At 46.0% G+C, this 19,934-nt stretch carries 24 protein-coding genes; all 24 read left to right on the top strand.

What is annotated here, in order from left to right; genetic code table 11:
• The first annotated feature begins 4 nt into the window (after positions 1–4).
• The 24 genes from LNM86_RS06290 to LNM86_RS06405 all read left to right on the top strand — a co-directional run bounded on the left by LNM86_RS06290 (position 5) and on the right by LNM86_RS06405 (position 19,928).
• Positions 5–403: a helix-turn-helix domain-containing protein gene (locus tag LNM86_RS06290; protein WP_241437810.1), complete on the top strand. Its 399-nt coding sequence runs from the start codon at positions 5–7 to the stop codon at positions 401–403.
• Positions 404–486: 83 nt separating this feature from the next.
• A complete protein-coding gene (locus LNM86_RS06295) occupies positions 487–1,083 on the top strand; it encodes a glycoside hydrolase family 19 protein (RefSeq protein ID WP_241437809.1) in 597 nt (198 codons plus the stop codon).
• Positions 1,080–1,367 carry a hypothetical protein gene (locus LNM86_RS06300; RefSeq protein ID WP_241437184.1) on the top strand — a complete coding sequence of 96 codons (288 nt, stop codon included), beginning with the start codon at positions 1,080–1,082 and terminating at the stop codon, positions 1,365–1,367. Before LNM86_RS06295 ends, LNM86_RS06300 begins: the two co-directional genes overlap by 4 nt.
• Complete coding sequence (locus LNM86_RS06305) at positions 1,360–1,698, top strand: hypothetical protein (RefSeq protein ID WP_241437808.1); 339 nt, start codon at positions 1,360–1,362, stop codon at positions 1,696–1,698. The genes LNM86_RS06300 and LNM86_RS06305 overlap by 8 nt, the downstream gene beginning before the upstream one ends.
• Complete coding sequence (locus LNM86_RS06310; protein ID WP_241437182.1) at positions 1,691–1,906, top strand: hypothetical protein; 216 nt, start codon at positions 1,691–1,693, stop codon at positions 1,904–1,906. Before LNM86_RS06305 ends, LNM86_RS06310 begins: the two co-directional genes overlap by 8 nt.
• Positions 1,903–2,232, top strand: a complete 330-nt coding sequence (locus LNM86_RS06315) for a DUF2730 family protein (protein WP_241438839.1) — start codon at positions 1,903–1,905, stop codon at positions 2,230–2,232. Before LNM86_RS06310 ends, LNM86_RS06315 begins: the two co-directional genes overlap by 4 nt.
• Complete coding sequence (locus tag LNM86_RS06320) at positions 2,213–2,569, top strand: VpaChn25_0724 family phage protein (protein ID WP_241437181.1); 357 nt, start codon at positions 2,213–2,215, stop codon at positions 2,567–2,569. The genes LNM86_RS06315 and LNM86_RS06320 overlap by 20 nt, the downstream gene beginning before the upstream one ends.
• Positions 2,532–3,113 (top strand): phage protein Gp27 family protein, encoded by a 582-nt coding sequence (locus LNM86_RS06325; protein ID WP_241437180.1) that lies wholly within the window; start codon positions 2,532–2,534, stop codon positions 3,111–3,113. Before LNM86_RS06320 ends, LNM86_RS06325 begins: the two co-directional genes overlap by 38 nt.
• Positions 3,106–4,728 carry a hypothetical protein gene (locus tag LNM86_RS06330; RefSeq protein WP_241437807.1) on the top strand — a complete coding sequence of 541 codons (1,623 nt, stop codon included), beginning with the start codon at positions 3,106–3,108 and terminating at the stop codon, positions 4,726–4,728. The genes LNM86_RS06325 and LNM86_RS06330 overlap by 8 nt, the downstream gene beginning before the upstream one ends.
• A gap of 12 nt (positions 4,729–4,740) precedes the next feature.
• Positions 4,741–6,345 carry a DUF935 domain-containing protein gene (locus LNM86_RS06335; RefSeq protein ID WP_241437806.1) on the top strand — a complete coding sequence of 535 codons (1,605 nt, stop codon included), beginning with the start codon at positions 4,741–4,743 and terminating at the stop codon, positions 6,343–6,345.
• A complete protein-coding gene (locus LNM86_RS06340; protein ID WP_241437805.1) occupies positions 6,338–7,543 on the top strand; it encodes a phage head morphogenesis protein in 1,206 nt (401 codons plus the stop codon). The genes LNM86_RS06335 and LNM86_RS06340 overlap by 8 nt, the downstream gene beginning before the upstream one ends.
• Before the next feature lie 846 nt (positions 7,544–8,389).
• Positions 8,390–9,457 (top strand): phage protease, encoded by a 1,068-nt coding sequence (locus LNM86_RS06345; RefSeq protein ID WP_241438918.1) that lies wholly within the window; start codon positions 8,390–8,392, stop codon positions 9,455–9,457.
• Positions 9,454–9,795, top strand: coding sequence for a capsid cement protein (locus LNM86_RS06350; protein WP_241437176.1), 342 nt, complete (start codon positions 9,454–9,456; stop codon positions 9,793–9,795). Before LNM86_RS06345 ends, LNM86_RS06350 begins: the two co-directional genes overlap by 4 nt.
• A 12-nt stretch (positions 9,796–9,807) precedes the next feature.
• On the top strand, positions 9,808–10,773 hold the full coding sequence (locus LNM86_RS06355) for a major capsid protein (RefSeq protein ID WP_241437175.1): 966 nt from the start codon (positions 9,808–9,810) through the stop codon (positions 10,771–10,773).
• A 14-nt stretch (positions 10,774–10,787) separates the two neighbouring features.
• Positions 10,788–11,210, top strand: coding sequence for a gp436 family protein (locus LNM86_RS06360; RefSeq protein ID WP_241438609.1), 423 nt, complete (start codon positions 10,788–10,790; stop codon positions 11,208–11,210).
• A gap of 1 nt (position 11,211) precedes the next feature.
• Positions 11,212–11,706 carry a phage virion morphogenesis protein gene (locus tag LNM86_RS06365; RefSeq protein ID WP_241438610.1) on the top strand — a complete coding sequence of 165 codons (495 nt, stop codon included), beginning with the start codon at positions 11,212–11,214 and terminating at the stop codon, positions 11,704–11,706.
• Complete coding sequence (locus LNM86_RS06370; protein WP_241438611.1) at positions 11,703–12,224, top strand: hypothetical protein; 522 nt, start codon at positions 11,703–11,705, stop codon at positions 12,222–12,224. The genes LNM86_RS06365 and LNM86_RS06370 overlap by 4 nt, the downstream gene beginning before the upstream one ends.
• Positions 12,224–12,817 carry a baseplate assembly protein gene (locus LNM86_RS06375; protein ID WP_241438612.1) on the top strand — a complete coding sequence of 198 codons (594 nt, stop codon included), beginning with the start codon at positions 12,224–12,226 and terminating at the stop codon, positions 12,815–12,817. Before LNM86_RS06370 ends, LNM86_RS06375 begins: the two co-directional genes overlap by 1 nt.
• An 11-nt stretch (positions 12,818–12,828) precedes the next feature.
• The gene (locus LNM86_RS06380; RefSeq protein ID WP_241437170.1) at positions 12,829–13,011 is read left to right on the top strand and encodes a hypothetical protein; all 183 of its coding nucleotides are present in this window, start codon (positions 12,829–12,831) and stop codon (positions 13,009–13,011) included.
• Positions 13,012–13,014: 3 nt separating this feature from the next.
• The gene (locus LNM86_RS06385) at positions 13,015–13,401 is read left to right on the top strand and encodes a GPW/gp25 family protein (protein WP_241438613.1); all 387 of its coding nucleotides are present in this window, start codon (positions 13,015–13,017) and stop codon (positions 13,399–13,401) included.
• Entirely contained in the window at positions 13,388–14,239 is an 852-nt protein-coding gene (locus LNM86_RS06390; RefSeq protein ID WP_241438614.1) for a baseplate assembly protein, read from the top strand. The genes LNM86_RS06385 and LNM86_RS06390 overlap by 14 nt, the downstream gene beginning before the upstream one ends.
• Positions 14,239–15,345, top strand: a complete 1,107-nt coding sequence (locus LNM86_RS06395) for a phage tail protein (protein WP_241438615.1) — start codon at positions 14,239–14,241, stop codon at positions 15,343–15,345. The genes LNM86_RS06390 and LNM86_RS06395 overlap by 1 nt, the downstream gene beginning before the upstream one ends.
• 1 nt (position 15,346) lies before the next feature.
• Positions 15,347–18,490 carry a DUF4815 domain-containing protein gene (locus LNM86_RS06400; RefSeq protein ID WP_241438616.1) on the top strand — a complete coding sequence of 1,048 codons (3,144 nt, stop codon included), beginning with the start codon at positions 15,347–15,349 and terminating at the stop codon, positions 18,488–18,490.
• A gap of 67 nt (positions 18,491–18,557) precedes the next feature.
• Positions 18,558–19,928 carry a Bgr_08870 family protein gene (locus LNM86_RS06405; protein WP_241438617.1) on the top strand — a complete coding sequence of 457 codons (1,371 nt, stop codon included), beginning with the start codon at positions 18,558–18,560 and terminating at the stop codon, positions 19,926–19,928.
• Positions 19,929–19,934: the final 6 nt, after the last annotated feature.

Below are 19,934 nucleotides of genomic sequence, written 5' to 3' on the forward strand. Positions count from 1 at the left end.
GAGCGTGCAAGAGGAAGCTTATAGCGATTTTCCTGCATTATTGCGTGAAATAGCCGCTGTTGCTGGCAATGAGGCGGCATGGAATATGATGCGGGCTTTTGGAGGGCGACAGGTTTATCTTCCTGGGCGCCTTGAAAATGCTGATTGGTTGGTTGAAATTGTAGGGCTTGAAGAAACAGAGCAACTGATCAAGCATTTTTGTTTTAATGGTTCTGGTGTGCGCCTTCTGATCCCCCTTGGCAAAGATGCTGAACGGCGGCAAAAAATGATAGAAGCCTTGCAAAAAGGCTGGTCTGCCGATGCTGCGGCTGCTGTTTCTGGTATGCATGTGCGTACAGCTTATCGCTTGAAGAAGAAAATTTCTTTGCAAGAACCCCAAGGTCTCTTATTTCCAGAACTTTAATTGAGTCTTGAAATTGTTTGACTGACAGTGTCAGACTTATTTTTGCGATTAGAAATCCAATAAACTGCGCATGAATTTTATGCATGCGGTGTTTTGTTATGGTTTCGATAGACAGTTCTTTTCTTCATAAGCTTGCTCCTAAATTGGCGCATCATGCGCGCCAAGATTTTATTATTGTGGAAATGGCACGGGCATTGCCTGAAGCTTTGTCTTATGCTGCACTGACAACACCCTTGCGTATTGCGCATTTTCTAAGCCAATGTGCGCATGAAAGTGATGGTTTTTTTACGGTGTGTGAATATGCTTCTGGGCGTGCTTATGAGGGGCGCAAAGATTTAGGCAATGTTAAGCCAGGGGATGGAGTGCGCTTTAAGGGGCGCGGTTTGATCCAATTAACAGGGCGCAAGAATTATCAACGTTTTACGCAGTTTTGGTGTTCGATCAATGAACAGGCTGTTGATTATGAAGCTTTTCCAGAAATGGTGGAAAGGTTTCCAGCAGCGCTTTGGTCGGCCATTTGGTTTTGGCAGATGAAAGGTTTGAATAGGTTAGCAGATCAAGATGATTGTCTCAGGATCACCAAGGCGATTAATGGAGGAAAGAACGGGCTTGTGCAACGCTTGACCTATCTGAATCGCGCTAAAAAGCTTTTGGGGCTTTTTTGCGAGGCGAAGCTATGAAGCCATCTTATCGTGGTTCGAGGCTCTATTTATGGTGGTCTTTTTGGTTTGCTTGGGGGGTTGTTTTTTTGCTTGTTTTTGGTGGTTTGTTAGGTGTGGAGCGCATTGTTGATTTGGCGGGCATTTCTATTCCCTCAATGGTGGCGATTATCGTTGGCAATTTGGGTGTGCACCGCGGCTTTGGTTCATTGGATTTTTCCAATAGGAAGCATGATAACAGGGGCAAGAGCCAAAAACAAAAGAGGATTATGTCCATGCAATTGGGGGATAAACGCAATGTTTAGCCCTCTTTCAAAATTGTCTTTTGGGATGGTTTTTTTGGCAAGTGTGCTGTTGGTGGAATTTGGCTTTATGAAAGCGCAAGTTTTCAAAGCGGTAAAAGCGCGTGATTTGTATTGGCAATTGGAAATTGCCAAGATTTCGGCACGCGCACAGCTTGAGAAAGAGCGGCAAAGGCAAGCAGCAGATGTTGCTGAAAGTCGTGCGCAAAGGATGATTGCAGCTTTGGAACAAAAGCTTACAAAAATGGAGGCAGCAAATGGGACTTTGCCGGTTACTGGCTGTGGTATTGAGCTTGAACGTGTGCGGTTGCTCAACAAGCAAGCCGGTGGATAATCTTTCTTATCGGTTTTTATCGGTTACATTGCCGCCTTTAGCCCAAGTTGCGTGTTCTCGCCCGCTTTTTCTTCCAGAGCGTGCTTTGAACACACGAGAAGTGGTGCATTATTGGGGGCGTGACCGTGCGGCTTTATTGATCTGTGAACAGCGTCGTGCTGCTGCTGTGAGAGCGGTTTTAGCCAAGAGGGAGGGGGAATTGAAGTGAATTTGGATATTAGTGTTGCCAATGGCTGGTTGTCTTTACTGCTGTCGATTGTTGCAATTTGTGGTGTTTTGAAAGCCTATTTTTCTTCTGGTGCGCGAGAAATGTTGAAAGATCTCGTACTGCTTAAGGAGCGTGTGCAAAAGTTAGAAACGGAGATGGATTTTTTGCCTGATCGTGACGGACTGCAACGATTGGAAGTGAATATGGAACGGTTGAATGGGCGTCTCAATACACTTTCTGCGCAGTTGCAACCGGTGGCGGCGATTGGAGAGCGTTTGCAAGAGTTTTTACTGGAGAATGCCAAAAATGAAAGCAGATATGGATAAGATCATCCGTGAAGAAGCGCGGTTGATTATTTTAAAAGGGCTTTTTTGTGAGCGCAGTGAGACTTTGTCGAGTGCGATGATTGAGAGGCTTTTATACAGCTATGGTATCAGACGCGATCGGGATTTTGTGCATAATGAATTGGCATGGATGGAAGATCAGGGTGCTGTCACATTAAAACAGGTGGGTTCGGTTTTGCTTGCGGCGTTAACAGAACGGGGGGCGCGTCATTTAGACCGGAGTTTTCCTATTGAAGGGATTAAACGACCCAAACGCACATCAATAAAATATGAGGTGAAGGATGCGCAAGGTCGGGCGTGGACGCTTAACGGCGATTGATTTATTGCCGCAAGCTTGTGATCAGATTATTGCTGCGGCTGCTGAGGCTTTAAATGGGCGTGAGAAAACACAAATGGCTATTTATAGTGATTTTAAAGCGGCTTTAAAGGCTTTGCAAAAGGAAACGGGATTAAGTTTTTCGATCCCTTCTTTTTCCAGTTTTAATCGTTATTCTTTGCGTTTGGCTGTGATGTCACGGCGCCTAGAACAGACAAGGGAAATAGCGGCAAGCCTTTCACAGCGCTTTGATGCTAAAGCTTGTGACAATATTACGCTGTTGACGGCAGCGGCGATTAAAGAGCTTATTTTTTCTACATTAAGCAGTGGGAAAAACCTTTCACCAAAAGCGGCACAAGAGTTGGCAAATGCACTAAAGGGTGTGTTGGCTGCGGAACATTTGTCGACCACCAGACGGCAAAAGCTTGAGAAAGATTTTGCGACCCAAGCGAGCAAAGCGGTTGATGCGGCAGCGGCAGCGGCGGGACTTTCCAAGGAGACAGCGCGGGCCATTCGTGCGCAAGTGTTGGGGATAAAACATGGCTGAAAGGTGCTCTTTTATAGAAAAACATGCTGATCATCAAAGCGGTTGTGATGTTTGGAAGGCAAGTGTTTTTCCAAAAGAGCAAGATCCTTTAGCGGATGGTGTTTTGATGGCACATCAACGGGCATGGATTGAAGATAAATCACCGTTAAAACTGGTTGAAAAGGGGCGGCGCACCGGCATTACTTTTGCTGAAGCTTTAGATGATACATTGATTGCTGCGGCTAAGCGAGAAGCGGGTGGTGATAATGTTTTTTACATTGGCGATAGCAAAGAAAAGGGACGGGAATTTATTGGCTATGTGAGCAATTTTGCAAGGGCTATTACCAGCAATAGTGGCGATGTGGAGGAATTTTTATTTTCTGATCAAAAGGCGGATGGCTCGACAAAATATATTTCTGCTTACCGTGTGCGTTTTGCTTCTGGTTTTCGTATTGAAGCGCTTTCGAGCCGCCCTGAAAATATTCGCGGGCTGCAGGGGATTGTGGTGGTTGATGAGGCGGCTTTTCATCAAGATGTGCGGGCTGTTTTGGATGCGGTCAATGCTTTGTTGATTTGGGGTGGTAAGATCCGTGTGATTTCCACGCATAATGGCGTATTAAACCCTTTCAATGAATTGATCCGTGAGGCAAGGGCGGGGAAGGTTCCTTTTTCTGTGCATTGTTACCCCTTTGTTGAGGCGGTTAAAAATGGTTTGTTTAAACGGGTTTGTGCCATGAAGGGGGAGGTGTGGAGTGCAAGGGCGGAGCAACAATGGGAGCAGCAGATTCGTGCGTCTTATGGGGTGCGTTTTTCTGCGATGCGGCAAGAATTGGATGCTATCCCAGCAGATCAAGAAGGGGCCGCTTTAACGCGCTTACAGATTGAAAATTGTTGTGCACCTGATATTGCGGTGTTGCGTTTTGCTTGTGTGGATGCTTTTAAAAATCAATCGGATTATCAACGAAGTGTTGCGGCGCTTAACTGGTGTGATGGGCACTTAAAGCCTCTTCATGCGGGGCTTGATCGGCGGCGCCAACATGTTTTTGGAGTTGATTTTGCCAGATCTGGGGATGCAACCTCGATTGTGGTTTTAGAAATTGGGCAAGATCTGGTGCGCCGTGTCCGGTTTATGGTGGAGTTGCGCAATACACCCTTTGATCAACAAAGAGAGATTTTATTTTATGTGGTGAGTGGTTTGCCGCGTTTGTTGGGGGGCGCTTTGGATGCACGGGGCAATGGGGCTTATTTAGCGGAAAAAGCGGCACAACGTTATGGGGCTTGTGTAAAGGAAGTGCAATTATCGCAAAGTTGGTATGGCAAAGAAATGCCTGCTTACTTAGAAGCTTTTGGGGATGGCTCTATTGTTTTGCCGCGCGATTGTGACATTGTTGCTGATCATCAAGCCCTTGCTTATGTGAATGGCATTGTGAAAATTCCTGATAATCATCGTTTTAAAGGCAGTGATGGTTTTATGCGCCATGGTGATAGCGCTATTGCTTGTGCTTTGGCTTATTTTGCTAGCCGTCAAACCCCTGAGATTTACGACTATACACCTGTTCGTGCTGTTGATGGTTTTGAGGAAAATCCGCTTTTTTCAACCCCCTTTTTTTCAACAATGCGGTCAAAGATTTATTGAGGGAATTGTGAAATGGTAAAACTTGTCGACCAATGGGGTAGGGCGCTTAAAGTCAAAGGGTTGGAGCGTGAAGTTGCGGCACCAACGATTGGTGGGGTTCGTGATGTTTGGTCACAAACCCTTGTCAGTGGTCTGACACCTTTGCAACTTGCTGATATTTTGCAACAGGCAGCGCAAGGCACTCCAGAACAATTTTTCCAGCTTGCTGATGAAATGGAAGAGCGTGATTTGCATTATCGTGCTGTGCTTGGCATGCGTAAAAATGCTCTGACAGGGGTGGAACCTGGAGTGATTGCCGCAAGTGAGAGTGCTTTGGACAAAAAAATTGCCGATGCTGTTTACGAAGTGATTAGGGCACCAACTTTTGTTGATGATTATGTGACGGATTTATTAGATGCTTTGGGCAAGGGTTATGCGGTTGTTGAAACCTTGTGGGACAAAAGTGCCACAGCATGGTGGCCTGTTGCGTGGAAATGGCGTGATCAGCGGTTTTTCCAATTGGATAGACGGGATGGTTTTCATTTGCGTTTAAAAGAAGAAGATGGCTCTCAAGATGGTAGCGAATTGCCTGCTTATAAATTTTCCATTCATCGACCAAAGCTTAAAAGCGGTTTGCCAATCCGGACGGGGCTTGCGAGGCTTGCGGCTTGGGCTTTCCTTTTTAAGTCTTATACCTTAAAGGATTGGATGGCCTTTTTAGAAATTTACGGCATGCCGTTGCGTTTGGGAAAATATGGAGCGAGCTCTTCCCATGAGGAGCGGCGGGTGCTTATTCAGGCTGTGCGTGATTTATCCAGTGATGCGGCAGCGATCATTCCTAAAGAAATGGAGATTGAATTTATTGAAGCAGCGGGGGGCAGTGGCAATGCTGTTTTTGCTGCGAAAGCGGAATATTTAGATCGGCAGATTTCTAAGGGTGTTTTAGGGCAAACCATGACAACGGATGATGGTTCGTCTTTTTCGCAAGCGCGTATTCATGAAAATGTCCGCCATGATATTGCCAGAGCTGATGCACGCCAATTGGCGCTTACTGCTAATCGTGATTTGATTGTGCCGTTTGTTGATATTAATTTCGGTCGTCAAGAGCACTACCCGCTTGTCTATTGGCCAATCTCTGAAAATGAAGATATTAAGGCTTTGAGTGATGCATTGGCAAAACTTGTGCCTTTGGGGTTGCATGTTGGTGCGCAAGAAGTGCGCAATAAGATTGGTTTTTCGCAACCAACAAAAGAGGAAGATATTTTAAAGTCTCCTGATCATGTTATCGGTGATGAGGCAAGACAAGAGGGCGGTGAGGAAAGCAAAGGGACAAGTGTTTGTGCCGATTGTGGTGGGTCTTTTGATGTTTCTCTAACAAGAGAGCACAAGAGTGGAGGAGAGCAGGGTGGAGATCATCACGATGAATTGGACCAGCTTTCTGAAGAGGCTTTAAGCGACTGGGAAGAGGATTTAGAACCCCTTTTAAAGCCCTTTAAAAAGCTTGTTGAACAAGCAAAAAGTTATGAGGATATCCTCAAAGGTTTAGATGAATTGCTAGGTCAAATGGATCATCATGCGTTAGCCGCACGCTTGGCAAAGGTGCAAATGATTGCACGAGGGCTTGGGCATCATGGATGAGGAACTTTTCAAAACAGCTCCCAAAGAGGTCACACGTTATTTTGCCGCCAAGGCTGTTGTTCCAAGCTTTGATTGGCGTGATATAGCACCAGAGGAACATGCTTTTTCCTTTACGGTGGCAAAATCGGTTGGCTATGATATTTTAGATGATTTTAAGCGAGCGGTTGGAGAGGCGATAAAAAATCGACTTCCCTTTCAGGATTTTCAAAAAAATCTGATGCCGCTTTTACAGGAAAAAGGCTGGTGGGGGAGGAAGAGTGTCCTTGATCCACAAAGCGGTGAGAAGAGCGTTGTACAGTTGGGCAGCCCACGGCGTTTAGAAACGGTCTATTGGGCCAATACCATGAGTGCGCATGCGGCAGGTGAGTGGGAGCGTACGCAAAATAATAAAGAGTTTTTGCCTTATCTGACCTATGCTTTGTCCAGTTCAGAGCACAAACGTTTAGAACATGAAAGTTGGGTAGGTTTTACAGCACCGGTTGATGACCCAGTTTGGGATTGGCTTTATCCGCCCAATGGTTGGCGGTGTAAATGCAGTGTGCGACAGGTGAGCCGTTATGAAGCAGAAAATTTAGGCTATGAAGAGGATGCAGCCCCATTCCAAGTGGAACAGAAGGTTTGGCACAATAAACGGACAGGGAAAGTTGAAAAGATCCCAAAAGGAATTGATCCTGGTTGGAACTCTAACCCTGGAAAACAGCGGGCACAAAACTTAAGCCGTTTCTTGAGTGATAAAATTTCTGGGATGCCGGAAGAGCGCAAGCGCATTGCCATTGAAGATATTGTTGGTTCTCCACTTTTGCAAGCAATGTTTGAAGAGCGTTTGCCGCGTGGATTTCTTCCCATTGCCCCGATGACAAGCAAGGTGTGTGAAGTTTTTGCAACGGACAGTTCCCTTGTCCGCCTCTCTTCAGACAGTGTGAAGCATATTTTGTTGGAGCATCAAGCCCGTGATCTGACTTTGGATGATTTTCGTGGTGCCATTCAAACCCTCATCCGCCCCCATGGTATCATCAGGCGAAAAGATGCACAGAGCGTTGTGTTTTTAGGTGAAAATGAGGGAGCATGGTGGCGGTTTGCGGTCAAATGGGTAGCTAGCAAACAAGAGTGGTGGCTTATCTCTATGCATAAAAAGAGCTTTAGAGAAATTCAACGTTTATTAAATGCTGCCGAAAAAAAGGGCGAGAGATTGTTGTAGAGAAATAACAAGAAGAAATTCCTGTGGTCTTAAAGGAGAAGGGGTGAGAAAAATGAAGAAGGCGTGGAGGGCGGTCAACTCCTCGCAGATCCGGCAAAGCCGCCCTGGCATAACTGGCTCACACCTTCGCTTTAAAAGTATAGTCTTTTTGAACAGAAAAGCAATCTTTTAAAAAACGGTTTGAGAGAGGTTGTTGTAGGGAAAACAACGGAAAGAAATTCCATGCTGGTTTAGAAAAAAAGGGGTGAGAAAAATGAAGAAGGCGTGGAGGGCGGTCAACTCCTCGCAGATCCGGCAAAGCCGTCCTGGTATAACTGGCTCACACCTTCAGTTTATAAACTATAGTCTTTTTGAACAGAAAAGCAATCTTTTAAAAAACGGTTTGAGAGAGGGTTGTTGTAGGGAAAACAACGGAAAGAAATTCCTGTGGTCTTAAAGGAGAAGGGGTAAGAAAAATGAAGAAGGCATGGAGGGCGGTCAACTCCTCGCAGATCCGGCAAAGCCGTCCTGGCAAAACTGGCTCACACCTTCAGTTTAAAACTATAGTCTTTTTAAGCAGAAAAGCAATCTTTAAAAAAAAACGGCTTGAGAAAGGCTTTTTGGTATAAGACGATAATTTGTACCTTAAAACTTATAACGGCGCTCTATCGCCTTTGAAGTGCCTTTGAAAACGATTTTATAAGAGTGTTTGGAAGAGACTTTTCTCTCATCAGGGAGAAGTGGGGAAAAGGGCGCTTTTAAAGTGCTTTTAAAAATACGCTCTTTTGACTGACAGTGTCAGACTTATAGCGTGGATGGGTTTCGTGCATTCTATTGCCAATGACAACTGTAAAGCAATAGGCAATGATGGAACAGGAATTTCACGAAGATCAAGAGGATGGGCATGCTGGGACATTTCATGATGGGGCAGTTCATACCGCATTGATTGATCTTTGCCCAGAGGTTTTGTGCCAAGACAATCTCTGTGAAGACAATTTATGTGAAAACATGACAGGCAAACAAGCGCCTGAGTGGGTAGAGATTTTACCCAAAGCACCCAATGTGAAAGCGCGTGATGGGCGGGAATGGCATTATAACCCGCAAAGGATTTTAAAAGCTTTTGAGGGAAATAAAGGACCGCTTGTGATTGATTATGAGCATGGGCAACATCACCGTGCACAAAAAGGTTTAGAAGCACCGGCTAGTGGTTGGATTGAAGAATTAGCAGAGCGGGATGGTGCGATTTGGGGACGGGTTAAGTGGACTGAGGTGGCAGCCAAAAAAATTATTGCCCGCGAATATCGCTATCTTTCGCCTGAATTTCGCCATTCTAAGAAAGGTGAAATTTTGCAGTTAGCTGGTGCTGGTTTGGTCAATCGTCCAGCCCTTGTCATGACGGCTTTAAGCAGTCAACAGCCTTTAGACCCCCCTTTAACAACTGATGTGGAGAAAGATATGGATTTGACAGCCATTGCTAGCGCACTCTCGCTTTCAAAAGATGTGCGGCTTGATGAAATTTTAGCCGCTGTTGCGGCACGCGAAAAGGAACGTGTGGAATTGAATGCCCAATTAACAGAGGCACGCGATCAATTGTCTCTTTTACAGGCAGAGCAAAAAAATGATGCGATTGAGAGGCTTTTAGATAAAGCTATTGAAGAGGGCAAAATTTTGCCAGCTGCGCGTGAGGAATATCGGGCACTGTGTAGCCTTGAAGGGGGCATGGAGCATTTTAGAAGTTTGCTTGAGAAGTTGCCCACTCTTGCTTCAACAAGTCCTTTAGAGCGCTCTTTTCTGAGACAAGAACAAAATCTTGCACCAGAAGATGTTGCTGTTGCGGCACGCCATTATCAACAAGAACAAGCGCAAAAAGGGCACTTTATCACCATTAGCCAAGCGGTTGACACTGTTTGCGAACAAAAGGAGCGCCAGTTATGAGTACAATGATTTTGATTAAATCTTTTCGCGCCGGTGATGAGATTTCGCCTTATTGCATTGTTGCAGCACGCGGTGAGGGATGTGTGGTCACCGCTTCTGGTAAGACAGATAAACTATTAGGGACTGCAGGGTCTTTGAGCGCAAAGGCTGGTGAGATGGTTGATATTGGCCAATGTGGTTGGGGCGAAGTGGTTTGTGGAGGCAATGTTTCCTTTGGTGATTTTTTGACCTCCGATGCTAAGGGGCGCGCCATAAAGGCTGAAGGAACAGATCGCACGATTGGACTTGCCATGAGTGATGGTTCTGCTGGTGATGTTATTTCTTTTAAAATAAATTAGTCGAGGCTTAAAATGAACAGACCTTTTCCCATTGATCCAACACTTACCGCTATTGCTATTGGTTATCGCAATCCAGCAGGTTCTCTTATTGGCGACAAAGTTTTGCCCCGTGTTTCTGTTTTAAGCGAGGTGTTTAAATATAGTGAATTTCCCTTAGCGGAAAATTTTACCGTTCCTGAACTTGAGGTTGGCCGCAAAGGACGCCCGAATGTGATAGAATTTTCGGCCTTTGAACGGGAAGCCAGTGTCAAAGATTATGGGCTTGATGATCTCATTCCCAATTCGGATATTGAAGCAGCGGCAAGGGCACGGGCAGAAAAACGCTCTCGTTATAACCCCGAAAAGACAGCTGTGGAGGGTCTTGCCAATTTGCTGGAATTGGGGCGTGAAGTGCGTGTTGCAGCCTTTGTACAAGCGCGTGAAAATTATGCTCCAGAGCGGGTGATTGATCTTAAGGGCGAGAATAAGTTTAGCGATTACGACAAATCAGATCCTTATGCTACTTTAGATGAGGCAATGGATAAAAGCCTTGTCTATACGCCAAACACCATTGTTATGGGTAAAGTCGTTTGGTCAAAACTCAAACGCCATCCCAAAATTATCAAAGCTGTTAAAGGGGGTGGCACTGCGGATGGTTTTGTCACCAAGGCGCAATTTGCCGATCTGATGGAAATACACCCTGAGCGTTTACTCATTGGTGAATCGCAAGTGAATTTGGCACGCAAAGGGCGCGCAGCACAATTGGCGCGGGTTTGGGGCAATAAGATAGCACTGCTTTATATTGATCCCACCAAACAACAGGCGGATGGTTCGGTGATTAGTTGGGGCTTTAGCGCCCAATTGGGAGAGCGTTTGTCTGGGGTGATCTCTGATCCAGATATCGGTTTATCGGGTGGTAAACGGGTGCGTGTGGGTGAACGGGTGTGTGAATTGGTGGCAGCCAAAGATGCTGGTGTTTTGCTGCAAGAGGTTGTCTGAGGAAAAGAGTCTCGATGGCTTATGCAAATAAAACCTTGATTGAAGAGCTCTGGGGTGACGATTTCTTGGATGATTTGTGCGGGATTGGCGAAAATCCAGACAAAGCACTCTCTGATCAAGCAATTTTTCGTGCGCTAGAACAAGCAAGTGGTGAGATTGATGCCCATCTGTCTCATCGCTACTGCGTCCCGATTGCCGGACAGCCAACAGCGTTGGGCATGATTTGTGTCAATCTTGCTGTTTATAATTTAGCCATCCGTCATACGGCTCTTACCACCACTATTGAAGATCGTCACAAACAGGCGATTGATCTCTTGAAACGCATTGCGGAGGGCAAAGCGGGTTTAGGCTTAGATGAACCAAAAATTATGAGTGAAGATGGGCCGGTGCGTGATGGTGCTTTTTTTCACGCAAAACCACGTTTGATGGGGCGATAAAATGAGCATTTCCACCCCTATTGAAATTAAAGAAATGGGGCTTGAAGCGGCTCTGTCTTTCTTGCAAAAAGGCGCTGATAGTTCGATGGGAACTTTAGCGCAAGGGGTGGGGCGTCTGTTGCAAGAGAGCACAAGGCGGCGGATTCAAAGTGAAAAAACCTCTCCTCAAGGAGAGAAGTGGCAAAACAATTACGCCCGCACCTCCATTCTTTATGCTAGCGGAGCACTGTCACGCTCTATTGATATGGTGGCATCTCCAGAAAAGGTCATCATTGGCAGTGGTTTGGTTTATGCCCGTATTCACCAATTGGGTGGGGTTATCCGCCCTAAAAATGGCAGAACCCTTCGCTTTTTTCTTAACAGCAGCAAAGCACAGCGCTTTGTTTGTGTCCACCAAGTAACGATGCCAGCACGCCCTTATTTAGGGCTTTCAGAGGGCAATAAAGTGGAAATTGTCAAAGCAGCAGAGGATTGGTTGGAAAGGACCTTTTCATGAGTCAAATGATGAAGCAGATGGGGCGTATCAATGCACTTCGTGAAGCGGTTATAAAGAGCCTTAAAAGCGCTTTGCCTGATGTGCGTGATTGCGAGAGCCAATTTGGGCGTTTTAATCTAGAAGAACTTGAAACCCAAATGTTGGTTGCACCAGCAATCCGTGTTGCGGTGTTAGAAAGCCGTTTGACTTCTGTCGCCAATGGGCAGCAGAGTGCTGATCTTCATTTGGGCGCTTTTATTATCACCACAGGAAAAGAACGTGATGTTCACAGTTGGCTTTTGGCTGAAGCCATTGCGGTGCTTTGTCATAGCGGGCAATTGTGGGGGTTAACGCATTTGGGGGCACCCCGTGAAGTGCAGATTGAACCGGTTATCTCTGCGGCGATTAAGCAACGCGGTGTGGCAATAAGCGTGGTTGAATGGCACCAAGATTTGTATCATTTGGGTCACGATATTTTTTGTTATGAGAGTAAGCAGCTTAAAAAGGGTTTGATCTGTTTGGAAGATGAGGGCGTGTGATGAATGATGCCCATCTCATTGCTGCGACCTTTCGGCAAATTATGAAACGGCTGGATAAGCTTGAACTCTGTCTTGCCAACCAGCACATGATTGGGCGGGTTGCAGAAGTTGATGGACATAGGGTGCGGGTGCAAGTTTCCTCACGAGGGCAAAAGGGGCAGGCGGTGTTATCGCCTTGGTTGCAAGCACAAGAAGCAGCTGGGGCTGTTTCGAGCAATATGCCTTTAAATGTTGGTGATCCGGTGCGGTTGTTTAATCCCCATGGGGAAATAGGTTCGGCTTCTTTGGTGGTTCGTGATAGCTATAGTGAAGATGCGCCAAATCCCGCACATCAACACCAAGAGTTAGCGCTGTGTTATGCCGGTGGCGCTTTGCGTATTACAAAAGAGGGACTGATCCTCTCCCATGGAGAAAACCAAATCCATTTGAGTGAAAAAGGTTTGCTGCTTTGTCATCAGAAAACCCGTGTTGCGCTGAAGGAAAGCGTACAGATTCAAGCAGAAGATTTGTACCATAATCAAACATCTGTTGGAGCAAACCACAAACATGGTGGGGTCAAAATTGGTCCCTCTACAACCTCTAGCCCTCTTTAAAGGAGTTTATCATGCGTGAAAAAACTTATGTCATTTTAACCAATGCGGATTTTGTGGCAGGCAATCGTTCACCGGGAAAAGGTGAAGAAATTTGTTTAAGCGATGAGGCGGCCAAATACCCATTGCTGCTTGGTCAGATTGCTGAGAAACAAACATCTGTCGTTTCTTCAACAAAGGCAGCGAAAGGTGCTTAAAGCATGCGCTGTGGAGTAAACGAAAAGGATGGCTCTCTGTTATATGGTTGGGCGCACTGCTGTCAGTCCCTTCGTAAATGTTTGACAACAAAAATTGGCACACGGGTTTTGCGACGTTATTATGGATGTGATGTTGGAGCTTTCCAAGATGCCAATGCTGATCCGGCGACAATATTGCAGCTTTATCAAGCAATTGTACAAGCTTTAAACGACCCAGAATGTGGAGAGCCTGGATTTTCGTTGCAAAAGATAGATCTGATAAAAGCAACGCGGGAGGGAACATTCCACTTTGTTCTCACAGGTGTGTTTTATCCCGATGGGCATTTGGGCGATTGGTCACATAAGGAGCCGATAAGTGTCGATTTAGAGGTGGGTGATGACAGAATTTGAGCAATTGCCCCTCCCACAAATTCTTGAAGAACTTTCCGTTGAGGCCATTTTACAGCAAAAAATCACCCGTTTAACCAAGCTTTTTGCCGCACAGAATATCCCTTATAATGTGGAAAAGACGGCTTATGATCCTGTGGTTATTCAATTGCAAGCAGCCGCTTATGAAGAATTGCTGTTGCGCCAGCGGGTAAATGAGGTTGCGCGGGACAATCTTCTTGCTTTTGCGCGTGGGACAAGTTTAGACCATTTGGGGGATTTTCATGGGGTTTCCCGCCTTTTGGATGAGGATGATGAACGCTATCGTCGCCGTATTCGTTTGAATAGACAAGGGCATTCTACAGGTGGCACAATCCCACGTTATCAATATTTTGCCCTCTCAAGTGATATCCGTGTCAAGGATGCTTTTGTTTATCGTGTGGGGAAAAGCCCGCTTATTCATGTTGCGCTTTTTAGCGATAGCCCTTCTGGTATTGCCGATGAGGCTTTGATTGCCAAGGTACAAGCAGCTCTTGATGAAAAACAGGTTAAAATGACCAATGATCATATCCTTGTAAAAAGTGCTGTACAGCGGATTATCGATGTGCATGCTGATCTCTGGTTGTTGCCCAATGAAGGTCCCCTTGTTTTGGAAAAAGCCGTGAACAATTTGCAAACGGAATGGGCACGCGCGCAAAGGCTTGGGCGTGATCTGTCTTTAAGTTGGGTGATAAGCCGCTTGATGGTTGAAGGTGTCCACCATGTGATTTTAACACAGCCCTTAACAGATATTGTGGTCGCGCCTGATGAGGCGGTGGCTTTAGGGGAGATTGTCTTGTCTAAACGGGGGCATGCTTATTGATGATTTCCTCACTTTTACCGCAAAATTCGAGCTTGTTTGAACGCTGTTTAGCCGAAGCAATGGCTTTTGATCCGCAGGTTAAAAACACTCTTGAAGAAATCCCCCGCGCGAAATTTATCACGCGTCCCCCTTCATGGTTGCCTTACTTGATCGACGAATATGGTTTACAAGAATTAAGCCCATATTTTTCTAATCCTTATGATTTGATTGACCAAGGGCTGCAATGGCAAAATATTCGCGGTTCTTTAGCGGCCATTGATAGAGGGCTTGCATGGCTTCAGATTACAGCACGATTTACACCAGCATGGTCAGGGCGTGCGTGGTGGAATTCCTTTCAACTTTACTTTGATCAATTGCCTGAACAAAGTGCTCTTGAAGCCATTGAAGCCATTACAGAACTTTCCAAAAGTTTGCGCTCTGATTTTCGCCGCGGTGTCAATGGTTATGACGTGCAAGCTATGGAAGGCAATATGTCACGGCTTGATGACAGTCTGCTGGACTATGAGAGCGGTGTGCGCTTAACAGCGAGGGACACACTGTTTTCCTTTGGTCGCACAACAGAAATCAAGCACAGGCTGACAAAAGAAGAAGGCACACTAATTGGCAATTGGATGGATGACGGGGATGGGGAATTAAGTTGGGAGCAGATTGATTATCCATGGGATATGGCAAATTTCCCTTGGTGTTCTGTTAAAAAACATGAACGCGATATTTTGATGGCAGAGTGGTTTTGCAACCGTACCCTTTATCTCGTGTTAAAAAACAGTGAGGATGATGTCATTGGATATCGCAGATGCAACATTGTCCAGCCGGTAGAACAGAATTTGGCGGGTGTGTATCACCATTTGGGCGATTGTTATCAACCCTCCTTTATGGGCACAGCCGTTCTTATTGCAGCACGCACGGATTTTCAAGATGTTGACGGTAGAAAAGCCGCCTCTGTTGCTGTTTTGGTGCATGGGACTCCCAAACAACATGTTCCTTTGGGTAAGCTTTGGTGTGAGAGCAATGAACTGATTGGCGGGGTGGAGATCATCAAAACGCCCGTTACTATTCCTTTGCGCGGTGATGTTCGCGAGCAATTCAAGATTTTATTGAGGTTTTAACATGAAGCATGAAAGTGGTTTACCCTTTGCAATTGACAGATCTTGCGGCAAAGACGACCAACAAAGCGTTGTCTTTTATGGGCAACGTCCCTTTATCCAAAGTGGTGAACTCAATGAGATGCAAACCATCATCAGGGGGCGCCATGACCGTTTGGGGCGTCTGGTTGCTAAAGAGGGAGACCGTGTTGAACGGGCAGATGCCTTTGTCAATAAAGACGCGAAGAGCGTTACTTTAACAGAGGGCAAAATCTATATCGCAGGCGATATCTTTCCGGTCTCACAAGCGGTTCTGAATGCTGTTTCTATGGTTGGGCGTCTTGAAATCGGTGTGAAGTTGCAAAAAACATGGATTACCCATGAGGATGATCCAGAGTTGTTGGGGCAAGTTCCCGGCACCTTGGCAGAAGGAGAGCCCGGTGCGGCACGCGAAACAGCAAAGCTTGTTTGGGCACTCAAAGAGGATGGGCAGCAAGGCACGTTCTTTCCTGTTTATATCTTACAAGATGGCATTTTGATTGATCAAAAGTCCCCCTCATTGCTGGAACCCGCCATGCAAGCCATTGCTACTTATGACCGTGCCCATGGTCATTATATCGTCAATGGATGCCGGGTGACGGCTCTGGGACCAAACAATGGTTGCCAAGTGTTTAGCATTCAAGAAGGAGAAGCCAATATCAATGGCTTTAAGCGCAAGCGCCTTGCTGCTTTGCGCCATGAAGAGAAAGAAGAGTTTTCGACAAGCGTTGTGCCTAGTGAAACCCATATTTTTGCCCCGCAAAAAGGCACAACAAGCTTTACCTTTAAAAGTTATTATGCTCCCATTGCCGATATCCACTCTCTTTTGTTGACAAAAGAAAAAACCGTTACAGTTACACGCGGTGCGGTCGTTGCTGGGCGTGATGGTGTTCCCGATAAAAGCATCACCTCTTTTCTCAAAGTTGTGCAAGGCGACAAGGAATTCAAAGAAGGAACGGATTTTAAAAAGACCGGTGATACCATTGACTGGGCACCGGTGGGAGATGAACCGCGTCCTGGCAGCAGTTACACGGTAACCTATCGCTATCGTGCACAAGTGACCGCCGATAAGGTCACGGCACAGGAAATCACTGTCTCAGGGGGTGCGCAAGGAGGGGATATCATTGTCAGTTACACCTACAAATTGCCCCGTATTGACCGTATAGGGCTTAATACACAAGGCACGGTTGTCTATATCAAAGGAATCTCCGCTGATCATCCCATGGCGCCCAGCGTTCCTGAGGATGTGTTGTCCCTTGCCACCATCACCAACAGTTGGTTGGATACCCCGCTTGTGGTCAATGATGGCACGCGTGTTGCCCCCTATGATGAGATGTGGCGTTATTTTCAACGGGTGCTCTCCCTTGATCGCTTGATGCAATTAGAGCGCATTAAAAGCAATGTTGACTCTAAAGAGCCCGTTGCCAAAAAAGGCATGTTTGCTGACCCGTTCCTTGATGATACTTACAGAGATGAAGGGTTCACGCAAACAGGGGCTGTCGGCAATGGCATTTTACAGCTGGCTATTGATCCAACCTTTTACACCGCCCCTTTAAAGGCTCCTGTCACCCTTGACTGGACCAATGAAGTGATCATTGCCCAAGAATTGACAACCGCTTGCGAAAAAATCAACCCCTATCAAAACTTTGCTCCTCTGACTGGTAGAGTAACTCTCACACCCGCAACAGATTTTTGGCATGTCCAGCGCACCGATTGGCTCTCAAGTGTCACCAATCAACTAAACATGGGATGGAACCGTGGTAGCACTATCCGTAACACAGAAGTGCGTGATGATCTCATCAATACGCATCAAGAACAAATCGATTTCTTAAGACAAATTACCCTTGGCTTTAAAATTGAAGGTTTTGGCAAGGGAGAAATTTTAGACAGTCTCACCTTTGATGGTGTAAGTGTCATGCCAGCGAACCGCCTTGCTGCCAATAGCACTGGCATTTTGGAAGGCAGTTTCAAGATCCCTGAAAATATTCCTGCCGGTACAAAAAGTGTTGTGGCACGAGGCAAAGGGGGAACCCTTGCAACAGGTCTCTTTACCGGACAAGGTGTTATTGATGTGAAAGTGATGCGGCACACCACAACAGTCAAGATCTGGACGCAAGTGGACCCGCAAGCGCAAGTCTTTACACCAGAAGAAACACGGCAAATCACCGGTATTGACTTTCATCTTTGCAAAATTGGCAATCCCAATCATGATCTGGTGATTGATTTGGTGACAACCGAAAACGGCTATCCCACCGCCAATATCCAAGCACAAAGTTTTTATTCCATGAAGGGGGCAAAAACCGGATGGGCACAGGCACGCTATGCTGTCCCACTCCTCGTGCCCAATGACCGCTTAACGGCTTTTGTCATTAAAACCGATGATAGTGATCATTCTCTCTCTTTGGCAAAGCTTGGCGATTTTGATGAAGAACAGCAAAGATTTGTCTCAAGCCACCCTTATGTGACCGGTCCTCGTTTTTCCTCTGTCAATGCGCAAACATGGAGTGCCCATCAAGATGAGGCTTTGGCTTTTCGTGTCTTGGCAGCTCGCTACAGACAAACAACAAAAACCATAGATCTTGGCACATTTGATCTTGTTGACTGTTCTGATTTACAAATCCGTAGCGCGGTTGAATTGCCTTCTAGTGATTGTTCGGTGATCTTTGAAATTGAAAGAAACAACGGCACAATTTATCAACTCTTACCCTTTCAATTGCTCAGTCTTACCGAATATATCAGTGAAACAGTTCGATTACGTGCTATTCTTAAAGGCACGGAGAAACTCTCACCGGTTCTGTTTGCTCCCATTCAGTTGATTGCCGGCAAGATCCATAACACAGCAACCTATGTCACCCGTGCTTTTGCCTTTGGTGAGAAGGCAAGATTGACCAGCTATATCAAGACCTTTTTACCAGGCGGCTCCACATTCACCCTCGAGATGCAACTGGATGATGGTGCTTTTACCCCCCTCACCTTAGAGGAAACAGAACAGCTTATGGAACCCCTTTGGACAGAGCGAAAATTTGTCAGTCACGACCAAACAGCAAAGCAAGCGCGCTTGAAACTCACGCTAACCGGTGGACCTTGCGCACGGTCAATGCTGCGTGATTTTGGTGCTGGCATCTTGTGATGCCCCTTCGCTTTGAGAGATGGGATTTTAGACTGCTTGAGAGATTTGGAAAATTTGGAGAATGGAAATGACAAAAAGCAAAAAGCTTGCAATGGAATTGCCTAAAGAAGGGCGTTTTATCAGTTCTGAATTCCCTATTTTGCGTGAGAACTTGACAAAAATTGATCAAGCCATCATGGAAGTTGAGGAAAAGCTAGATGAAAAAGCCCCTGCAAAACACACGCATAGCATAGGGGATGTTACAGATCTTGAAGCAGCCCTCAAAGGCAAAATGGCAGCAGATAAAACCTTCACTTTAACCGATTTGGGCGATATCGAGGGCGCTAAGGACGCTGCTAACAATTATGTTCTCTATAAAGCAAGCAACAATCATTTTACCTTTGGCAGTGCTGTCTCCCTTCTTGGAGCGCACCAACACAAAATTGAAGATATTGTCGGTCTTGATGCGTTTAGAGCTAAGATTAATGAAGATCTGACAAGCTATGGGCGCTTAGCGCAAGCCAATGAATGGCAAAATTACAATAAGTTTACCAGCAAAGTCACCATTGGTGATAGCTTAGAGCTTTCGGGAAACTCGTCCTTGAACCTCATCCAAAATGGTAGAGTTGTGACAAGTTTAACTGCAACGGGAAGCAAGCTCAAAGGACCACTCAAAGTTGATGGTGAAGCTGTTTATACGAAAAGTGAAATAGATAAATTGGTGGCTTCATTGAACAAAAAACCTGTCGAAATCCTCATGACAGAAAGCGGCACTATCCCGTTTCCTGAAGGTATGACCGATAACACAGAAATTGAAGTATGTGCTTGGGGTGGCGGTGGAGGCGGCGGAGGTGATGGTGGAAATAATAATAACGGTGGAGGTGGTGGTGGAGGTGCTCAATATGCACGTGTTAAAATTAAGGGAGCCGATCTAAAAAAAGCGAAAACAGTTCAAATTGGTAGGGGAGGAAAAGGTGGCAGAAGCAACGGAAATCATGGTGGATACACAATTATTAAAGGAATTATTTGTGCTGGTGGTGGTGGTTATGGTGGTGGCAATGACAACACCCCTGGTGGCTATTATAATGCCTATGGCTCTCTCGGCAATGGTGGCAAAGGCGGGTTAGGCGGTATAGGCGGTGGCACTTGGAAAAAAAGCGATGCGGCTATGAAAAATGAAAGTTTTATTTTTTCTGGTGGATTAGGTGGTGCAGGCGGCAACAACTCCGATATCAATGGCGACAATGGTGGAAACAGTATTTATGGCGGCGGCGGTGGCGGCGGCGGTGGCAAAAAGAATGGCAAAGGCGGTTATGGTGGCAATAACGGGGGAGGTAATGGTGGTGATTACGGAGCTAACGGTGGTGGCGGTGGCGGTGGATATTTTCGTGGAAAGGATGGCAGTAAAATTGGCGGTGACGGTGGCGACGGAGCAATCTTATTGAGATTTTTTATATAGGAGCTT

The sequence above is a fragment of the Bartonella machadoae genome (assembly GCF_022559585.1).
Lineage (GTDB): Bacteria > Pseudomonadota > Alphaproteobacteria > Rhizobiales > Rhizobiaceae > Bartonella > Bartonella machadoae.